Raw genomic sequence first — 19,132 nt, 5'->3', positions numbered from 1 at the left:
ATATGGCGAGAAATGAAACAGCGGGAAGACTAAACCGCGAACAAAATCCACCACCAGGAGAAATGCCAGGATACAATCCACAGTTCTATGATGAAAGCGGACATGCGGTTGATGTAACTGAAAAAAATCCATTTCCTAGCGCTTTATATAATAAAACTGAATCAGGTATATGGTTGCCTGTATCATCGAGCAATCCGATACACACAAAAGACAACGAAGCAAAAGGCGCAACGAATCAGATAAAACAAACGATAGATAACTTAACGGAAAGTCAAAAACTTAAAACAAATGATGCTGGAACACAAGGTAAAATAGATCAACTAAAGCAATCAATAGATGATTTGAACGAAAACCAAAAGAATATTAATAAAAAGATCAACGTATTAGCAGGAGACAAAGCAATTTACGGTGTTCGATGGAATAAGGTGTCATCACCAACAATGATACGAACAGATGAAGCGCAAGGATTGGTTGCAAATGCTGGTATAGACGGGCAATCAGTCACTAACGACTTCGATAACTTGCCGATTTGGGGCGAGATGGGCGAGGTGACAGATGATATAGGAAACACATTCGTAAAAATACCTAAATTCTATATACAAAAGAAATCAGGAAAAGGGTTTTATGTATTGAGGATATCCAAGCATCATCACACAGGATTTTATCTTCCTTGGATATTTTGGGACTTCAACAATAATAAAGAATTAGATTATGCACTTATCGGAAAGTACGAAGGGTTTGTCGAGGATGTTCGCTTAACATCTAAGGCGGGAGTGCATCCGACAGTAGAACAGAACATTGTTGAGTTCAGGGGTTATGCAACAGAGAATGGGCCAGGTTACCAACAAAATGACATTCACATGATCGATGCATTGCAAGCATTATTCTTTATCGAATTCGCAACGTTAAACACTCAATCGATAATGCAAGGTCATGTAAGTGCAAATTACAGCAATAACCACACGGTTACAGTAGCTGAAAGTAATGCGAATAGAGCAATTGTATCTAATTCAACCGCATCAGGATATGAAGCGGGACAAACAATTGGAATAGGGGTTAATAATTACAGTAACAGTGTCACGGGAACATCAAGATTAATAACAAAAGTAGAGTCATATGACAGCAGCAATACAGCGATATATTTTGATGGTGATCCTGTTAGCACATCTGTAGGAGATGTAATAGCTAATAGATCTGTTATTACAGGATTTTCAAGTGAAATTTTAGCTTCAAGCGGAACAGTAAATGCAAATGATGGTTGGAATGGTATTAGTTATCGCGGCATTGAAAATCCATACGGTAATATTTATGAGTGGATTGACGGTGTAAACATTAATAGTCATCAAGCATGGGTAGCCAGGAATGCGGATGATTATGCTAGTAATGTGTTTGCGAAACCTTATGAAAAATTAGGTTATGTGAATCATGATGCAAACGGATATGTAAAGGAAATGGGGTATGATGCAAATCATCCATATGCAGAATTTCCGATAGAAGTAGGCGCAGGAACAAGCACGTATTACGCGGATTATTACTATCAAAATACAGGGCAACGTGTTGCCCGTTTCGGCGGTTATTGGAGTACTGGCTCTAGCGCGGGGTTGTCGTTATGGAACTTCACTAGCACGTCGTCGAATCGGAGCGCCACTAGTGGCGGTCGGCTTCTTAAGAAGCCTCTTTGAGGGGGTTAAGGGGGAAACATCCCCTTAGGTTTTAAGTCATTTGTTTTACAGGGTTATAGAGTGCGCGCTCTCCGTTTCGGCGGTTATTGGAGTAATGGCTCTAACGCGGGGTTGTCGTTATGGAACTTCAATAACACGTCGTCGAATCGGAACGCCAATAGTGGCGGTCGGACTCTTATTAGATAAAAAAAGATTCTTATAAGCATTTTATAATCCTTAGCCCTTGCTAAAAATTCGTTGCAAAGAGCGAGGTTTAGTAGCAGCAGTCGAAAGACCTTGAGACTAATAAGAAGGAGCAATAAACGAAGTTGAAACGTGTAGGTTATATTTACGAAAAAATATATGACATTGAAAACATTAAAGTTGCTATATGGAGATCATCAGAAGGAAAAAGAGGCCATAGACACGTTAAGAAGGTATTAGATAACGTTGATTATTATGCTTTCCAAATTCAAGAAATGATCATCAATAAAACGTTTAAACCAATCAATCCGCATCACAGGAATGTTTATGATGGGGCTAATAAAAAAGAGAGAATAATTTACAAACCAAGATTCTATCCTGATCACATAATTCATTGGGCGCTATTAATTCAATTAGAACCAATATTTATGAAGTCTATGTATGAGTACAATTGCGGGAGTGTTCCAGGGCGCGGTACAGCATACGGGCAAAAGGCATTAAGGAGATGGATTGATAATGATTGTAGAGGTACTAAGTGGTGTTTGAAATTAGATGTACAAAAGTTTTATCCATCGATTGATAACGAAAAATTAAAAGAAATGTTCAGAAGAAAGATAAAAGATAACGATTGCTTATGGTTGATCGACACCATAATCGATAGCACGGAAGGACAACCAATAGGTTACTATACTTCGCAATGGTTCAGTAATTTCTTTCTTGAAGGATTAGACCATTTTATAAAAGAGCGATTACGAATCAAGTATTACATCAGATATGTAGATGATTTAATCCTGCTAGATTCAAATAAAAGAAAATTACATAGAGCGCGAAGGGAAATAGAAAATTACCTAAGCAACATAAAACTAAACCTAAAAAATAATTGGCAGGTATTCATGGTAAATGATCGGGCTATTGATTTTTTAGGTTTTAGATTTTTTCGAGACAGAACAACACTAAGGAAAAGAAATGCATTGCGAATTAAAAGAAGAGTAAACAAAATAGCTAGGAAAGGTTATTTAAATGAAAAAGATGCCAGGGCAATTATATCTTATTGGGGCTGGATTAAACGAAGTGATAGCTATTTGTTTTATCACAAATATGTAAAACCTGTAGTGTCCATAAAGTTGGCCAAAAAGGTGGTGAGCAAAAATGACAAGATACGGAAAAATAACAAAACAGGGAATTTTGTTGCTAAGTTATACGCAAATAAGCGGATATAAAGAAGTGGTATATGAAGATATACCAAGTGAATTTGACGAATCGACACAATACATCACACAAAAAGAGCCTGAAGAAAAAGAGAATCATATTTTCATAGGAATTGAAATTCATGAACTTGAGGTAGATGAGGATGAGGGACAATGATAAAACAAACACTTATTTCGACTTAATAGAATTGATAGACAAACAAAGTAATGTAATTAAAAAGCAATCAAAAACGATTACTAAATTATTGAATGAAAATGCCGAACAAGAAAACATGATAAATGAACTAATGCGCAGTCAGTAGGAGGTGGAATGATGTCAGAGATTTATGTTTTTAATGCCGATGATGAACTGTTAACAATTCTAAGTGAAGACAACGGACTTGTTAGCGCGCCTTTTAAAGAAGAAATAAATAAAGTGCCTGATAGCCCGTTAACCATTATTGTTGATGCGGAAGCTGAATATGAACAGACTTATGATGGGAACCACAACCTTACGCAAGTTGCAGGTGCATTTGTTGGAAGGGTTGCAAGAAGCGGAGTTCATGCAGAAAATGTTGTGGCAGCTAAATATATTCAAGAAGAAAATAGAGTTGTATTCAGGGATCGTGAAAACAAGTTACGAGAATACGTCATAAAAGAAGTTGACGATGTTAGCAATATAGATGCAGCGGAAGTAACAGCTATATGTTTCCCAGCATGGATCGATGAATTAAACGATAACTATGTTTTAGATAAAAGGTATAGCGACAAAGAGGCCCAGGAAGCGCTAAACGATGCACTAGAAGGAACAAGGTACGATGGAGAAGTTACGGTTTCATTAGGAAAGGCATCTACATCATTTTATAAACTAACAAGCACTGAATGTGTTTTTAAAATCATTGATACCTGGGGCGGCGACTTAGTAGATGAAATAGAGTTGAATGATTTAGGTAGAATCGACAAAAGAAAACTTATCATTTCGAACAGAATCGGATCAGATAAAGGGTTGTGGTTTGAAGTTGGCCATAACACGCAAGAAATAAAACGGACCGTATTATCTTATCCAAAAACAGCGCTATATGGTTGGGGAGCATCCCTGCAAATTGAAGATGAGGAAGGCGAACACACAGGAGGATATACACGTTATATTGATTTCGGTGATGTCGAATGGAAGGTGTCGAATGGTGATCCTGTAGATAAACCAAGAGGTCAAAAGTGGGTAGGGAACAATGCGGCACTACAGAAGTATGGGAGAAAAAAGAAAGACGGAACATTATTACATCGGCGCGGTGAATTTAACGATCAAAACATTGAAGATCCTGAAGAATTATTATTGGCCACATACAATCACTTAATGGAAAGCGCAAGTAAAGTAGAAGTCAATTATCAATTATCCGTTCACTTGTTAAGCAAAACAGCAGAATTAGGAGATACAGCAGTAGCTAAAGATTATTCATTCGCAAAACCAATAACGATACAAACGCGCATAATCTCAATCGAATACGATTTACTAGATAAAGATGATGCAGTTGTCGAAATGGGCCAATTCTTAGACTTAGAAGACGATAGAATATCCGATATTGAAGATACGTTAGATAATAATCGGGGTAAATGGGAGCATCCTCAAATAGAGAACGAAAATTTCCCTGACAGAAAACCAAATACACCAATCAACGTTGATGCATTTGGCGGAATTAATATCATACAGGTTTATTGGGATTATGATTATGCGGTATATATTAGCCATTACGAGGTTTACGGATCGAAAGTAAAAGACTTCACACCTGATTCGCAACATCTATTGTGGCGCGGTAGAGTATCAGCATTCGCGCATGAAGTAGATGATAGCGACACCTGGTATTACAGGGTTCGAGCGGTAAACACGCGAGGAACCGCATCTGATTGGAGTAAACAAGTATCGGCAAAAGTAGCGATGAATATTAAAGATGAATTACAAGGAGCATTAGATAGTGCGGCAGATGCAATGGGCAGAGCAGATGAAGCATTCGGTGTGGCAGGTAAAGCATTTGACGAGGCAAGAGCAGCCTTTGATGAAATAGGAGCACTTAGTGAATTTGTTGGCGAGCACGAAGGGGAGATTTCGACAATAAAACATGATCTGTTAGGATTACAAACAACTGTAGGTGACATGGAAGGAAACCTAACAGAAGTCACGCAGATAGCAACAGGACTACAAACGACAGTGGAAGACATCGAAGGAAACCTAACAGAAGTCACGCAAATATCAAAAGGACTACAAATGAGGGTTTCTGATTTAAGTGCAAAAAACCTAATAACACATGATCCTGAAAATTGGATGAGTATCGTAGCTAGTCACTGGACTTACGATATGTTCAGTTTAGAGGGAGAAAAGACATACACAGTGACGGACTTCTCATCGCAAAGAATCAATGAATTACAAATATCGCTTTACAACGGAAATAGGGAACATGTGCGAAACATTGTGATAACCAACGGGCAAAGCAGAACCTTTACAACAGCATCAAATGAAGTTTATGCAATGGTATTCGTGGAAGTTGACGACTATTTTTTAGAAAAATTAGGAACGACTTACAAATTTAAGTTAGCGGCAGGAGAAGAAAGTACATCCTGGACAAATCACGATGAAGATTTATATTCGCAATATACTCAACTAAGTGATGCAATCAATTTACGCGTAATGAAAAATGATGTATTAAACGAAATCAATATATCAACTGAAGGGATATTGATAAATGGTAGTAAGCTATGGATCACAGCACAAACGATTATTGATAGTGGTGTAATCGGCAGAGCGCAAATTGCGGATTTGGCGGTAGACAATGCAAAAATAGCGAATACAACTATCACTTCAGCAAAAATAGCATCATTAAGTGTCGATAAACTAACAGGAAGTGTTGCGAATTTTGTTCGAACAGGGTTTAATAACGTAACAAGCCAGGTATCAATCACAGGAAGTGGAATGGAAACATATTCGGGCGGAGAGAGAACGTCATTGATTAATGGTTCAGGACAGCGATTCTACAGAGATAACAGATCGGTAGGCCACATCGGAACATCAAATTTCGTGAATGACAGCGGATATCGCGGATTAAGGTTCGGACTAGAAAACGATGCGGATTATATGTCATGGGGGTACAAGCAGACAGCAGGGGCTTCAAGCTACACTACATTACTAACATGGCATAGAACGAGTGCGAAAGATGAAAAAGGGTTTAATTTCAGCGATAGAGTTGTTTTCAAAGATGAGATACAAGTAACTGAAATAACCACCTACTTCGGAAGCACAAGAAGAGCAAGAGTAAATGACTTCACATGGGATGGTGTTACAGGATTCGCGATATACAGATATGCCAGTTCGAAACGCGGAGGCACATTAATTTTAGGAACATCAAGAGCAGCACTTATAAGTAGTGGTAATGCACACATTGAAGTGTTGCAGGATAGCGAAGGAAACGTAGTGAGATCACTCGATGTATATAACAGAAGATATTCAAGCGCAGCAAACATGCATGTGACTTCATATGGAACGTTTGGCATGTCCACTTCGGCTAGGAAGTACAAACGAGATATTGAGGCAATTGAAAAAGAATATGCATACAATTTTTTCGAAAATGCAACACCTGTATTTTACAGACCGAAAAACACAGCTGATGATAATAAAGAACATTCACATTATGGGTACATCGCGGATGATGTGGCACCAATAGAACCGAGATTGGTGCAATTTGACCAAGATAATAATCCATCATCATTTAGTTATGATAGAGTGCCAGTTTTATTGCACGTTGTAATGAAAAATGAAAAACAAAGAGTGGACACGATGGAGAAGCAACTAAACAACACGGATGAAAAAGTGTGTGTTTTAGAATTGAAGGTTCAAATATTAGAGCAGGAAGTAAAACAGTTGAAGGAGATGGGAGCATGAAACTCGAGATAAGAAATATAGACATTCCAAAGTGCTTAAACTTTTTAAAAGAATTAAATATAACAGGTGTTAACAGCATTAATAGAACAAAAATAACACGTTACTTGAATGAACAGTTGCAGGAATTAGCGGAAAATGAAAGAGAGATCCGCGAGACAGCTAAGAATGATATGAAGAAAATGAATGAGTGGCTAAAAGAATATTATAATCAGACGTTAACAGTAGAGGGGGCGAATTTTAAAGAGGGCTTAATTGTAATAAAAAATCAAATAGAAGAAATGGTCGCAGAAGATTCGGAACAAAAGTTTTCAGGAGACGATGCGGATGCCTTGGCCATATTGTATGAGAATCTAGTAATGGATAAGGAGGAAAAATAATGGATGCAACAATTTCGAACATTTCTCCGATACGAGAAAACGGAGAAGTTACATCAATCAAAGTAGAATTCAATGCAAGTTTGAAAGGTGGTGAAATCAACATAAGTGGCAGCTTGGTAATCGGTGATTTAGATTCAGTTATAAACTTCGAAGAGATTCACCAAAGAATAAAGCAAAAATTAGCCAGTGAGGTTATCGGGGAATAGTGCATAATGCGCTATTTTTTTATTGCAAAACGAGAGGGTCAAATTTTCCCGCATATACAGATAGGGGGTTTTGAGGTGTGGTAAAAATGCCTGTTGAAGAGAGGTTGACAGAACATGATAAACGATTGAATAATCATGGCGAGCGCATCACTCAACTAGAAAAATATGATGAAGATAAACATCGTCGGTTAAAGGAGGTGGAAAAGAATTACGGGGAGTTAAAAGAAACCATTGTCGGAGAAAACAAAGAAATGCGACAGTTTTTTCAATCCAATATGGATAAGCAATGGGACTTGATCAAGTCGCGCGATGAACAACGACATGACACAAGGCGCATGAAGCACGAACTCGATAAAACGAAAACAGAACGTTATGCTGATATCACTTTTAAATTACTAGGCACAGGCGGGATTGTTTATTTAATTTTACAAAACTTATTAGGAGGATAAAAGATGGAATATACAGACGTATTATTAATTGCAGTGATTGTTGGATTGGTGGAGTTGCTTAAAAAGTTGAACTTACCACACAAATTATTACCTGTAGCATCGCTGATATTTGGGTTAATCGGCGGTGTTTTTTATTTGTTCCCGAACGATCTTAAGGCTGGAATTTTAACAGGAATTATCATCGGATTATCGGCAAGTGGTTTATACAGCGGGGTAAAAAATACTGTAGAGGACAACGAGTGAATGTTGTTCTCTTTTTATTTAAAAATTTTAAGGAGGAATGGAAATGTTTGAGTTAAATCAATTAGTCGAAATCAAGGATAAAAACAAAATGGAGAACGATAAAACCTTGGAATCTGAAGCGCTTAAGATAATCGAGGCAAGTAAGTTCAGGGGAGAAATAACAAAGATTGAGGACGGAATCCACTTCGTTGGATTTTTAAATGATGAAGGTTGGGTAACACAAGGATTCAAAGAAAATGAAATAAAGGCGGTTGAATAACATGGCAGCAATTAACGGTGTTCCTTTTAAGAAGAATCTAGTTTCATCGAGTAAATATAACATTAAATGCCCTTACACAATGAACCCTAAAAAAATCACAATACACAATACGGATAATTCAGCAACAGCACCAAATGAAATTAACTACATGAACGGAAATAACAATCAAGTATCGTTTCATGTTGCGATCGATGAAAATGGAGTGGTGCAAGGATTGCCATATAATCGAAATGGATGGCACGCGGGCGATGGTGGCAATGGGTACGGTAACAGAAATACAATCGGTGTAGAAATGGCCAGGAGTTATGACCGTAACCGAAAAACAACAAACCTTAACGATCCACTCAAAACACAATTCGAAAAGACTTTTAATAACACGATAAAGTTTGTAGCACAATTATGTGTTGATTTAGGGATTGTAGCAAATGGAAACAACATTAAGCAGCATCGAGATTGGAGCGGAAAGTATTGCCCGCGAAAAATATTAGATGATAAAACTTGGAATGAATTATTAAATGCAATCATCAAGGAATACAACAGGTTGAAAGGAAATAAAACACCAACAAAACCTGAAGCGCCAAAAGATAAAAACGAATCAAAGCCACAAAGTACCTATAAAGGTAACTCAATTGTGAATTACCTGGTATCATTAGGTATTGATCACAGTGTGCAAAACAGAAGAAAATTAGCGGTAGAATACGGTGTTAAAAATTATGACTTATCAGCAAAGAAAAACCTAGAATTATTAAATAAAATGCGAAGTGGAAAGAAGGTGCCAGCAAGCACAAGCAAGCCAAGCACCAATAAAGACAAGAGCACTTCCACATCATATAAAGTTGGGCAAAAAGTAAAGATTAAATCATCAGCGGGGAAATATTCACGATCTAACACCAACATCCCTAGCAAGTACAAAAATAAAACATTAACTATTCAGCAAGTCGGGAAAGATGATGTACTGATTAAAGAGCTATATTCATGGGTTAAATTGAAGGACTTATCAGGACACAACAGCGGATCACCTTCAGGAAGCGGTAGCAAGCAGACAAGCACAAGTAAAACGTTTAAGGTTGGGCAAAAAGTAAAGATTAAATCATCAGCGGGGAAATATTCACGATCTAACACCAACATCCCTAGCAAGTACAAAAATAAAACATTAACTATTCAACAAGTCGGGGCTAACGATATTTTAATCAAGGAACTTTATAGTTGGGTAAAGAAAACAGATGTGCAATAACGTTTGTTATGATACAATATAAATATTCGGCCATCGTTTGGCTAGTAGAAGCGGCTTGTTCATGGCGGACAGGTCGCTTTTTCTTTTTACTTAACAATAAAAAGGACCACATAAATTGTGGCCCACATGGTTAAAGTATCGTGCCTATTTCGTGCCATGTTTACCTGAACTAACATGACTTATTTTGATTAGATTAAAAATAAAATGCTATAATAACAACGGATTGAATAGTTATGATGCGATGTGATTAGTTGAAATAGTTGCATACAACTTGGAGTGATGGCGCAGAATCACTCGAAGAAATGGTAAACCATGCCCGAGAATTTGGATATGAGTATATTGCTATTACGGATCATTCGAAATTTTTGCGTGTAGCTAATGGGCTAGATGAAAAACGTCTTCGTGAGCAACGCGAAGAAATTACTAAGTTAAATGAAAAGTATAATGATATTCATATCTTAGCAGGGGTTGAAATGGATATTTTGCCGAATGGAACATTAGATTTCTCTGATGAATTCTTAAAAGAAATGGATATAGTTATCGTGGCCATCCATTCAAGTTTTGATCAGTCCGAAGAAAAAATTATGAAAAGATTGTATACTGCATTAGAGAATCCATATGTGGATATAATTGCTCATCCAACGGGTCGCATTATCGGAAGACGAGATGGATATAAAGTAAATGTAGAAAAATTAATTGAACGAGCAAAGGAAACAAATACGGTACTAGAATTAAACGCAAATCCTCAACGTTTTGATTTAGCTACACGGTGGTTAAAAAGCGCTCAGGATACTGGCGTGACAATTGCGATTAATACAGATGCACATAAAGGTGGTACGCTACATCATATGGATTACGGTGTGAAGATGGGAAGAAAAGCATGGCTAAAGACTAATTCTGTATTAAATACATGGGAAAAAGAAAAGCTTATCGACTTTTTAAATAGAAATAAGTAAGCTCTTAAGGAGAATGCTTTTATGAACGAACGAACATTATATGTGTTGGAATTTAATAAAGTAATTGCACTTTTAATGGAAGAAACGGCCACATCTGTGGGAAGAGAATTAGCAAGTCAACTAAAGCCTTATACAGAAATGGATGATATAATCTATCTCCAAAACGAAACAGATGAAGCACTTCATATTCTTAGATTAGATAAGACAGTACCTTTTTCACAAATGTACGACATCACCGATAGTCTCAAGCGCAGTCGAATTGGAAGTACATTAGATACAACGGAATGCTTGCAAATTGCACAAACGATTTACGCTGGTAGAAACATTAAAACATTTATTGAAAAGCTTGAAGAAAACATACCTTTATTAAAAGATATTGTACTTGATATTACACCGCTTCATCATTTAGAAAAAGAGATAAAATTAAAGATAGATGATCATGGTCAAGTAGTAGATGATGCTTCACCTAAATTAAAATCAATCCGCCAAACAATTAGAACCTTTGAATCTCGGATTCGCGAAAGACTTCATCAACTGACTAGAACAAAGAGTAAAATGCTCTCAGATGCGATCGTCACAATTAGAAATAACCGGTATGTGTTACCAGTTAAACATGAATACCGCAGCGCTATTGGCGGAATCGTTCATGATCAATCTTCTTCAGGGCAAACTCTTTTTATGGAACCACGTGCGATTATTGAATTAAATAATCAGTTGCAGCAAGCAGTAGTAAAAGAAAAACAAGAAATAGAAATTATCTTACAAAAACTAACGAGTGAAATTGCCGAACATGAAGAGACTTTAATAAAGAATATAGAAGCAATTGCAAATATTGATTTCATATTTGCTAGAGCAAGACTCGCAGTAAAAATGAAGGCAGCAAAACCAACGCTAAATGAAGATGGAATTATTGATATGAAGCAAGCGAGACATCCATTAATTCCTTTAGAAAATGTAGTTGCAAGTGATATTTCAATCGGGAAAACGTATCATGCTATCGTCATTACTGGGCCTAACACAGGAGGTAAGACTGTTACATTAAAGACAATTGGTCTTTGTACACTAATGGCACAGGCAGGGCTTCAGATTCCAGCTTTTGATGGATGTAAACTAGCGGTATTTAAAAAAATATATGCCGATATTGGTGATGAACAGTCGATAGAACAAAACTTAAGTACATTTTCTTCACATATGACGAATATAGTAAACATAATGGAAGAAATAGATGAACATTCACTTGTTCTATTTGATGAACTTGGAGCAGGTACTGATCCACAAGAGGGTGCCGCGTTAGCGATGGCCATTCTTGATGAAGTGATTGACCGAGAAGCACGCGTTGTGGCTACAACACACTATCCAGAGCTAAAAGCGTATGGTTATAATCGTAAATCTGTGATGAATGCTTCTGTTGAATTTGATGTGGAAACATTGCGTCCTACCTACAGATTACTCATGGGAGTTCCAGGTAGAAGTAATGCTTTTGAAATTTCAGATCGACTAGGTTTAAGAAAAGAAATAATAACTGAAGCAAAAAGTTATCTAGGCATCGATTCAAAAAATGTTGAAAATATGATCGCTGCACTGGAAACCACGAGAAAAGATGCGGAGAAAGATTTGGAAGAAGCGGACCGCATATTAGAAGAAAGTGAAGAGCTTCGTTCAGAATTAGTGAAAGAATGGAAAAAGTTTGAAGCTGCTAAAAAAGATCTTTATCGTCAAGCCGAAGAAAAAGCTGAAAAAGCATTACAAAAGGCACGTGAAGAAGCTCAAATCATTGTTGATGAAGTAAGGCAAATGAAAGATAAAACGCTTTGGAAAGAACATGAATGGATTGAAGCGCGAAAAATGTTAGACGAAGCTCAACCGTCGCTACTGAAGACTGAGAAAATTAATGAAAAAACGACTGATAAAGAAGAATTGGAAGTCGGAGATCAGATTAAGCATCAGACATTGCAACAAATTGGTACAATAATTGAAAAAAAGAATAAACAAGAATTTGTTATTCAAGTCGGTAACATGAAGATTACCGCTAAACGAAAGGATCTAATTTTTGTTAAAAAAGCCGAAAAGGAAAAAGAAGATGCACCTTCCCGGCCTGTATCTCATATGATCACTTCTAGTGGAGGAAGTGTAAAATCGGAATTAGATCTTCGGGGTGAACGGTATGAAGATGCCATGCTCAATTTAGAAAAATATATAGATGATGCGTTAGTTCAAGGTTACCCGAGAGTAACGATTATTCATGGAAAAGGGACCGGTGCACTACGCAAAGGAGTAGAGAAATTTATTAAAACGCATCCCCTTATTAAAAGTCACCGTCTTGGAGGTGAGAATGAAGGGGGCAGTGGTGTAACGGTTATTGAATTATCGTAAAGAAAGCTTCATTTTTATTATTGTCAATGAATACTAGTAATTTTTATGTGAGTTATACTAAATTGAACGGATATTCATTATGTGATTGAATTACCATTCATAATATGGTAGAATTTGAGAAACTCACCAAATTCTTTTAACCGTTCTCTTAAAACGGAGGAAAACAATGGTTCTAGATAAACTAGCAAAAATACTAATCTCGGTAGCAGTTGTGTTTTTAATTATAGGTGTTGCTTATTGGGTACTAGCGTAAGTAACAAAATGATTTTGACAATTTTTCTCGGAGGTTGTCTCTGATCTATTACTTTAGTGTCTTTTTTGACAGCCTCTTTGAGATTAAGTTAAAATTCAATGTTTAAAAATTTAATAAGGGGGATGTATATGGATAAGCAAAAGCCATGGCTTCAACACTATCCAGAGGAAATTCCAAACTCAATTCACTATGATGAAAAACCTCTGTACAGTTTTTTATTAGAAAGTGGAGAACGTTTCAAAGAAAAGAAAGCGCTTCACTTTATGGGGAAAGAGATTTCATTTGGTGAATTGCTAACAAGAACAAAACAAATGGCTGCTTTTTTACAGTCAAAAGGATTAGAAAAAGGAGATCGTGTTGCTAGTATGCTACCGAACTGTCCACAATCAGTTATTACCTATTATGGTGCACTGTTGGCAGGCGGGGTAGTAGTACAAGTGAATCCATTGTTTACTGAAAGAGAATTAGAGTATCAAATAAAAGATTCTGGTGCTAAATTTGTTATTTGTTTAGATATTTTATTGCCTAGAGTTTCTAATATCCGTAAAAAAACGGATTTAAAGCATGCGATTGTCACAAAAGTAAGTGATTATTTACCTTTTCCAAAGAATCTCATTTATCCATTTATTCAAAAACGCCAGTACAATATGGTAGTTAAGGTAGAAGAATCAGAAGATACACATGGGTGGAAAAATATTTTTGAAAGCGCTTCCGATAATTATAAAAAAATTGACATTGATCCTAAAGAAGATTTAGCCTTATTACAATATACGGGTGGAACAACTGGTAAGCCTAAAGGAGTTATGTTGACCCACTATAATTTAGTATCAAATGTGCAAATGTGTAATGCTTGGATGTATAAATTAGAAGAAAATAGAGAGGTAGTTTTAGGAGTATTACCATTTTTCCATGTATACGGGATGACAACAGTAATGAACCTATCCATTATGTATGGTGCAAAGATGATATTATTGCCAAAATTTGATGCGGAAGAAGTGTTGAAAACGATACAAAAATTAAAACCGACATTGTTTCCCGGAGCGCCTACGATCTATATTGGATTATTAAATCATCCAAACCTTGAGAAATATGATTTGTCTTCTATTAAAGCATGTATTAGTGGATCTGCGTCTTTGCCATTAGAAATTCAACAACGTTTTGAGAAGATTACCGGCGGAAGACTCGTTGAAGGATATGGATTAACGGAAACGTCTCCAGTAACACATGCAAATTTTATTTGGGATAAACGAATTAATGGAAGCATTGGAGTTCCTTGGCCAGATACGGATGCAATGATCGTTAATGAAGGTACTACGGAAGAACTTCCGGTTGGTGAAGTTGGTGAGATTGCTGTTAAAGGTCCACAGGTGATGAAAGGGTATTGGAACAGAGAGGAAGATACTAATAAGGTAATAAAAGATGGCTGGTTATTAACTGGAGATATGGGACGAATGGATGAACAGGGTTATTTCTATGTAACAGACCGTAAATCTGATATGATTATTGCAGGCGGGTTAAATATTTACCCTCGTGAAGTTGAAGAAGTTTTATTTGAGCATACAGGAATTCAAGAAGCTGCAGTAATAGGCATACCAGATACATACAGAGGCGAAACAGTAAAAGCAGTAATCGTTCCTAAAAAAGGAGAAAAGTTAGATGAACAGCAATTAAATCGTTATTGTCGTAAACATTTAGCTCCTTATAAAGTACCGCGGATTTATGAATTTAGAGAAGAATTACCAAAGACAATTATAGGAAAAGTATTAAAAAGACAGCTAATTGAAGAATCAATTGAAGCTAAAAAAGAAGAAAAACAGGTCAATTAAGGATTACTAATACAGCAATGGATGAAGACAGATATAATTAGTTGATATGTAAGGGAGTAAAATGATCAATGCGTTTTCATTCAATAACATATCTTTATTGACAAAATAAAATGAAAACGCTAAAATAACTTATGAATGACCAATCATTCATAAGTTATTTTTTGATAAAAAAGTGAGGGGAGCCTATTGAAAGATAGACCGAAATATAAACAAATCATCGAAGCTGCGGTTGAAGTTATTGCCGAAAATGGATATCATGCCTCTCAAGTTTCTAAAATTGCAAAAAAGGCAAATGTTGCTGATGGAACAATTTATTTATATTTTAAAAACAAAGAAGATATACTCATATCAGTTTTTAATGAAAAAATGGGACATTTTATTGAGAAAGCAGTAACCGCAATTAATAAACAAAAGTCTGCAAGTGAGAAATTGCTAACATTAATTCAAATGCATTATAAGCAACTGTCAGAATCACCACATTTGGCGATAGTGACTCAATTAGAACTAAGACAGTCAAAATCTGAATTACGCTATGAAATTAATAAAGTTTTGAAATCTTATTTAGAAGTAATTGATGAAATAATCCATCAAGGAATTGAAGAAAAGGAAATTCGTAATGATATTAATCCGCAATTAATGAGACAAATGATTTTTGGTACACTTGATGAAACGGTTACTACGTGGGTGATGAAGTCTCAGAGATATGAGTTAATCGACCAAGCAGAAGAAGTACACAAATTGTTGACGGAAGGATTCTTTGTTGATCTTGAATAGTAATTCTATTCTTAAATATAAAGGAGGAGTAAGGTGAGTACGTTATCTCTTGAAATAGAAGAACAGATAGCCACTATAACAATCCAAAGTCCACCTGCAAACGCGCTTTCTACAACATTATTAAAGGACCTGGAAGCAAAACTAGATGATGTAGAATCTAATACATCTGTTAAAGCAGTGATTTTAAAAGGGGAAGGCAGATTTTTCTCAGCAGGAGCCGATATTAAGGAATTTACTTCTTTACAACAAGCGTCAGATTATGAATCACTAGCAAAAGTAGGTCAACATTTATTTAACCGAATGGAGCGTTTTTCTATACCAATCATTGCAGCAATTCACGGTGCATCTTTAGGTGGTGGTTTAGAATTAGCCATGGCTTGCCATATCCGCATTGTAACTAAAACAGCAAAATTAGGGTTACCTGAACTTACATTAGGTATCATTCCAGGCTTTGCTGGAACGCAACGTCTACCACAATTTGTTGGAAGTCCAAAAGCGTATGAAATGATACTTACAGGGGATACAATCGAAGGGGAGGAAGCGGCAAGAATTGGTTTAGCTAATTATGCTGTTAATGAGGAAGATATATTTATAGAAGCAAAGAACTTAGCTAAAAAAATTGCATCGAAAAGTAAACCGACTGTAACTAGAGTAATGGAATTAATTCCTTATGCGAAAGTATCAACATTTGATGAAGGTATTGAAGCGGAAGCCAAAGCATTTGGAGAAATTTTCGGTAACGATGATGCAACGGAAGGTATACAGGCGTTTATGGAAAAACGTCAACCTCATTTCAAAGACAAATAGATGGTTTTACATGAATAACGGAAAATAATCATTATTTTGGATAGGGAGGAACTAAGAGTGAATATTTACGTATTATTAAAAAAGACATTTGATACGGAAGATAAAATAGTCGTAACAGATGGAGAAATTGAAGATGAAAGTGCAGAATATATCATAAATCCGTATGATGAGTACGCAATTGAGGAAGCGATCGTACAAAGAGACGCACATGGTGGCGAAGTAACAGTAGTTACAATTGGTGACGAAGATTCGGAAAAACAATTGAGAACAGCTCTTGCGATGGGGGCTGACAAAGCAGTATTAATTAATACGGAAGATGATCTGGAAGAGGGAGATCAATTTACTACGGTTAAAATTTTGGAAACATTTTTTGAGGACAAAGATGTAGACTTAATCTTAGCAGGAAATGTAGCAATCGATGAAGCAAGTGGTCAAGTAGGTCCTCGTCTTGCTGAAAGACTTAACATACCTTATGTAACAACCATTGTTGGATTAGAAATTGACGGAGAAACAGCCCATATCGAAAAAGATATCGAAGGCGATGTTGAAAAAATTGACGTAAATTTACCGCTTCTAGTTACATGTCAACAAGGTTTAAATGAACCTAGATATCCGTCTTTACCTGGGATTATGAAAGCGAAGAAAAAACCATTAGAAGAATTGGAGATTGATGATCTAGATTTAGATGAAGATGATCTAGAGCCAAAAACAGAGACAATTGATATATTCTTGCCGCCAGAAAAACAAGCAGGAAGAATTTTAGAAGGCGATTTAGAGGACCAAGTAAAAGAATTAGTGTCTTTATTAAAGAACGAAGCAAAAGTTCTGTAAACTTTTAAAAGGAAAGGAGAAATAATGATGAGCGACAAAATATTAGTTATTGGCGAGTCCAGAGATGGTGCCTTACGAAATGTGAGTTTTGAATCTATAGCAGCAGCAAGGAAAATAAATGAAAGTGCGGAAGTTGTTGCATTGATTTTAAGTGATTTAGATTTAGATAAACAAGCCCAAGAAATGATTTATTATGGTGCGGATCGAGTAATTACCGTACAACATGAAAATTTGAAAAATTATACTTCCGAGAGCTTTGGACAAGTGGTCATGGAGATTATTGAAGAAGAATCACCTGACGGCATAGTTATGGGTCATACTGCTATCGGAAAAGATTTAACACCAAAAATAGCTGGACGATTAGAATTAGGATTAATCTCGGATGCAACAGAAGTGGAAAATGACGATGACCAAGTTGTATTTACGAGACCTATCTATTCGGGTAAAGCATTTGAGAAAAAAGTAATAAAAGAGGGAATTATTTTTGCAACCATTCGTCCTAATAATATTGCAAGTCTTGAGAGGGACGAATCTAGAACTGGTGAAATAGAAGTCAAAAGTATAGATGTAAAAGATTTACGGACGATTATTAAAGAAGTAATTAGAAAGCAATCTGAAGGTGTCGATATGTCAGAGGCAAGTGTTGTTGTAGCTGGTGGAAGAGGAGTTAAAAGTGAAGAAGGCTTTAAGCCTCTTTATGAATTAGCTGATGTATTAGGTGGAGCAGTAGGTGCTTCTAGAGGTGCTTGTGACGCAGAATATTGTGATTACTCTTTACAGATCGGCCAAACAGGGAAAGTAATTACACCAGATTTATATATTGCAGTAGGGATTTCCGGTGCGATTCAACATTTAGCTGGAATGTCTAACTCAAAAGTGATCGTAGCAATTAACAAGGATCCTGAAGCGAATATATTTAATATTGCTGATTACGGGATTGTCGGGGACTTATTTGAAGTCATTCCAATGCTTACGGAAGAATTAAAGCAGCTACAAAAGTCATAAATTATCAAAAAAAATCTGACTATCTTGGGTCAGATTTTTTTCATAATCGTACTTGAATGGTAAAAGATGATATTTTAGGTATTCATACTGGGAAGAATGGGCATGTACTGGATACCTGTTATACATGACGTAGTTAGGTTTGATTAAATTCATTGCGTATAAGCAAACTACTAGCAAGGTAAAACTAGTGATGATATAATCAAATTCAGAATCAACCAAGATTGAATGGAGGAGTTTTAAAAATGGCAATTGCAGATGTTAATGATCAAAATTTCGGACAAGAAACAGCAGAAGGATTAGTACTTGTCGATTTTTGGGCGCCATGGTGTGGTCCGTGTAAAATGATTGCTCCTGTGCTTGAAGAGCTTGACGGTGATATGGGCGATAAAGTTAAAATTGTTAAATTGAACGTAGATGATAACCAAGAAACAGCTGGAAAATACGGTGTTATGAGTATTCCGACACTTTTACTTCTAAAAGATGGTAATGTTGTTGATCAAGTAGTCGGATTCCAACCAAAAGAGGCATTAGCTGAATTAGTTAACAAGCATGCGTAATA

General features: G+C 36.3%; 18 protein-coding genes and 1 pseudogene. All 19 read left to right on the top strand.

The genetic code is table 11. The features are described from left to right. Positions 1-2: 2 nt before the first annotated feature. Positions 3-1,682, top strand: a complete 1,680-nt coding sequence (locus SPD48_RS09475) for a hypothetical protein (protein WP_336257851.1) — start codon at positions 3-5, stop codon at positions 1,680-1,682. A 308-nt stretch (positions 1,683-1,990) separates the two neighbouring features. Continuing rightward, on the top strand, positions 1,991-3,085 hold the full coding sequence (locus SPD48_RS09470) for an RNA-directed DNA polymerase (RefSeq protein ID WP_336257850.1): 1,095 nt from the start codon (positions 1,991-1,993) through the stop codon (positions 3,083-3,085). A gap of 4 nt (positions 3,086-3,089) precedes the next feature. Continuing rightward, positions 3,090-3,230, top strand: a complete 141-nt coding sequence (locus SPD48_RS09465) for a hypothetical protein (protein ID WP_336257849.1) — start codon at positions 3,090-3,092, stop codon at positions 3,228-3,230. Then, positions 3,217-3,375: a hypothetical protein gene (locus tag SPD48_RS09460; protein WP_336257848.1), complete on the top strand. Its 159-nt coding sequence runs from the start codon at positions 3,217-3,219 to the stop codon at positions 3,373-3,375. Before SPD48_RS09465 ends, SPD48_RS09460 begins: the two co-directional genes overlap by 14 nt. A gap of 11 nt (positions 3,376-3,386) precedes the next feature. Continuing rightward, entirely contained in the window at positions 3,387-6,980 is a 3,594-nt protein-coding gene (locus tag SPD48_RS09455; RefSeq protein ID WP_336257847.1) for a phage tail spike protein, read from the top strand. Next, positions 6,977-7,357, top strand: coding sequence for a hypothetical protein (locus SPD48_RS09450; protein WP_336257846.1), 381 nt, complete (start codon positions 6,977-6,979; stop codon positions 7,355-7,357). Before SPD48_RS09455 ends, SPD48_RS09450 begins: the two co-directional genes overlap by 4 nt. After that, complete coding sequence (locus SPD48_RS09445; RefSeq protein WP_336257845.1) at positions 7,357-7,563, top strand: hypothetical protein; 207 nt, start codon at positions 7,357-7,359, stop codon at positions 7,561-7,563. Before SPD48_RS09450 ends, SPD48_RS09445 begins: the two co-directional genes overlap by 1 nt. A gap of 77 nt (positions 7,564-7,640) precedes the next feature. Beyond that, a complete protein-coding gene (locus SPD48_RS09440) occupies positions 7,641-8,012 on the top strand; it encodes a hypothetical protein (protein WP_336257844.1) in 372 nt (123 codons plus the stop codon). A 3-nt stretch (positions 8,013-8,015) separates the two neighbouring features. Further along, positions 8,016-8,255 carry a hypothetical protein gene (locus SPD48_RS09435; RefSeq protein ID WP_336257843.1) on the top strand — a complete coding sequence of 80 codons (240 nt, stop codon included), beginning with the start codon at positions 8,016-8,018 and terminating at the stop codon, positions 8,253-8,255. A 43-nt stretch (positions 8,256-8,298) separates the two neighbouring features. Next, the gene (locus tag SPD48_RS09430; protein WP_336257842.1) at positions 8,299-8,514 is read left to right on the top strand and encodes a hypothetical protein; all 216 of its coding nucleotides are present in this window, start codon (positions 8,299-8,301) and stop codon (positions 8,512-8,514) included. Position 8,515: 1 nt separating this feature from the next. After that, positions 8,516-9,748, top strand: a complete 1,233-nt coding sequence (locus tag SPD48_RS09425) for a peptidoglycan recognition protein family protein (RefSeq protein ID WP_336257841.1) — start codon at positions 8,516-8,518, stop codon at positions 9,746-9,748. Positions 9,749-10,008: 260 nt separating this feature from the next. Beyond that, positions 10,009-10,704, top strand: a pseudogene (locus tag SPD48_RS09420) (PHP domain-containing protein); the annotation flags it as partial. Positions 10,705-10,725: 21 nt separating this feature from the next. Then, complete coding sequence (locus SPD48_RS09415; RefSeq protein ID WP_336257840.1) at positions 10,726-13,077, top strand: endonuclease MutS2; 2,352 nt, start codon at positions 10,726-10,728, stop codon at positions 13,075-13,077. A 381-nt stretch (positions 13,078-13,458) separates the two neighbouring features. Continuing rightward, positions 13,459-15,156 carry a long-chain-fatty-acid--CoA ligase gene (locus tag SPD48_RS09410; RefSeq protein ID WP_336257839.1) on the top strand — a complete coding sequence of 566 codons (1,698 nt, stop codon included), beginning with the start codon at positions 13,459-13,461 and terminating at the stop codon, positions 15,154-15,156. Positions 15,157-15,342: 186 nt separating this feature from the next. Then, positions 15,343-15,930, top strand: a complete 588-nt coding sequence (locus SPD48_RS09405; protein ID WP_336257838.1) for a TetR/AcrR family transcriptional regulator — start codon at positions 15,343-15,345, stop codon at positions 15,928-15,930. A 33-nt stretch (positions 15,931-15,963) separates the two neighbouring features. Further along, positions 15,964-16,737, top strand: a complete 774-nt coding sequence (locus tag SPD48_RS09400) for an enoyl-CoA hydratase (RefSeq protein ID WP_336257837.1) — start codon at positions 15,964-15,966, stop codon at positions 16,735-16,737. A 57-nt stretch (positions 16,738-16,794) separates the two neighbouring features. Beyond that, positions 16,795-17,568, top strand: coding sequence for an electron transfer flavoprotein subunit beta/FixA family protein (locus SPD48_RS09395; RefSeq protein WP_336257836.1), 774 nt, complete (start codon positions 16,795-16,797; stop codon positions 17,566-17,568). 27 nt (positions 17,569-17,595) lie between these two features. Further along, complete coding sequence (locus SPD48_RS09390; protein ID WP_336257835.1) at positions 17,596-18,573, top strand: electron transfer flavoprotein subunit alpha/FixB family protein; 978 nt, start codon at positions 17,596-17,598, stop codon at positions 18,571-18,573. 242 nt (positions 18,574-18,815) lie between these two features. Beyond that, positions 18,816-19,130, top strand: a complete 315-nt coding sequence (gene trxA, locus SPD48_RS09385; RefSeq protein WP_336257834.1) for a thioredoxin — start codon at positions 18,816-18,818, stop codon at positions 19,128-19,130. The last annotated feature ends 2 nt before the right edge of the window (positions 19,131-19,132 follow it).

Origin of the sequence: Pseudogracilibacillus sp. SE30717A (assembly GCF_037071985.1) — a bacterium.
Lineage (GTDB): Bacteria > Bacillota > Bacilli > Bacillales > Amphibacillaceae > Pseudogracilibacillus.
Note: the sequence above shows the minus strand (reverse complement) of the source record. Positions and strands in the feature narration are given on the sequence as shown.

What these genes read in the sequence shown, in the direction of transcription:
- SPD48_RS09475 (WP_336257851.1), top strand. Translation starts at nt 3, where the DNA reads ATGGCGAGAAATGAAACAGCGGGAAGACTAAACCGCGAACAAAATCCA.
- SPD48_RS09460 (WP_336257848.1), top strand. Translation starts at nt 3,217, where the DNA reads ATGAGGGACAATGATAAAACAAACACTTATTTCGACTTAATAGAATTG.
- SPD48_RS09455 (WP_336257847.1), top strand. Translation starts at nt 3,387, where the DNA reads ATGTCAGAGATTTATGTTTTTAATGCCGATGATGAACTGTTAACAATT.
- SPD48_RS09450 (WP_336257846.1), top strand. Translation starts at nt 6,977, where the DNA reads ATGAAACTCGAGATAAGAAATATAGACATTCCAAAGTGCTTAAACTTT.
- SPD48_RS09445 (WP_336257845.1), top strand. Translation starts at nt 7,357, where the DNA reads ATGGATGCAACAATTTCGAACATTTCTCCGATACGAGAAAACGGAGAA.
- SPD48_RS09435 (WP_336257843.1), top strand. Translation starts at nt 8,016, where the DNA reads ATGGAATATACAGACGTATTATTAATTGCAGTGATTGTTGGATTGGTG.
- SPD48_RS09430 (WP_336257842.1), top strand. Translation starts at nt 8,299, where the DNA reads ATGTTTGAGTTAAATCAATTAGTCGAAATCAAGGATAAAAACAAAATG.
- SPD48_RS09425 (WP_336257841.1), top strand. Translation starts at nt 8,516, where the DNA reads ATGGCAGCAATTAACGGTGTTCCTTTTAAGAAGAATCTAGTTTCATCG.
- SPD48_RS09415 (WP_336257840.1), top strand. Translation starts at nt 10,726, where the DNA reads ATGAACGAACGAACATTATATGTGTTGGAATTTAATAAAGTAATTGCA.
- SPD48_RS09410 (WP_336257839.1), top strand. Translation starts at nt 13,459, where the DNA reads ATGGATAAGCAAAAGCCATGGCTTCAACACTATCCAGAGGAAATTCCA.
- SPD48_RS09390 (WP_336257835.1), top strand. Translation starts at nt 17,596, where the DNA reads ATGAGCGACAAAATATTAGTTATTGGCGAGTCCAGAGATGGTGCCTTA.
- trxA (WP_336257834.1), top strand. Translation starts at nt 18,816, where the DNA reads ATGGCAATTGCAGATGTTAATGATCAAAATTTCGGACAAGAAACAGCA.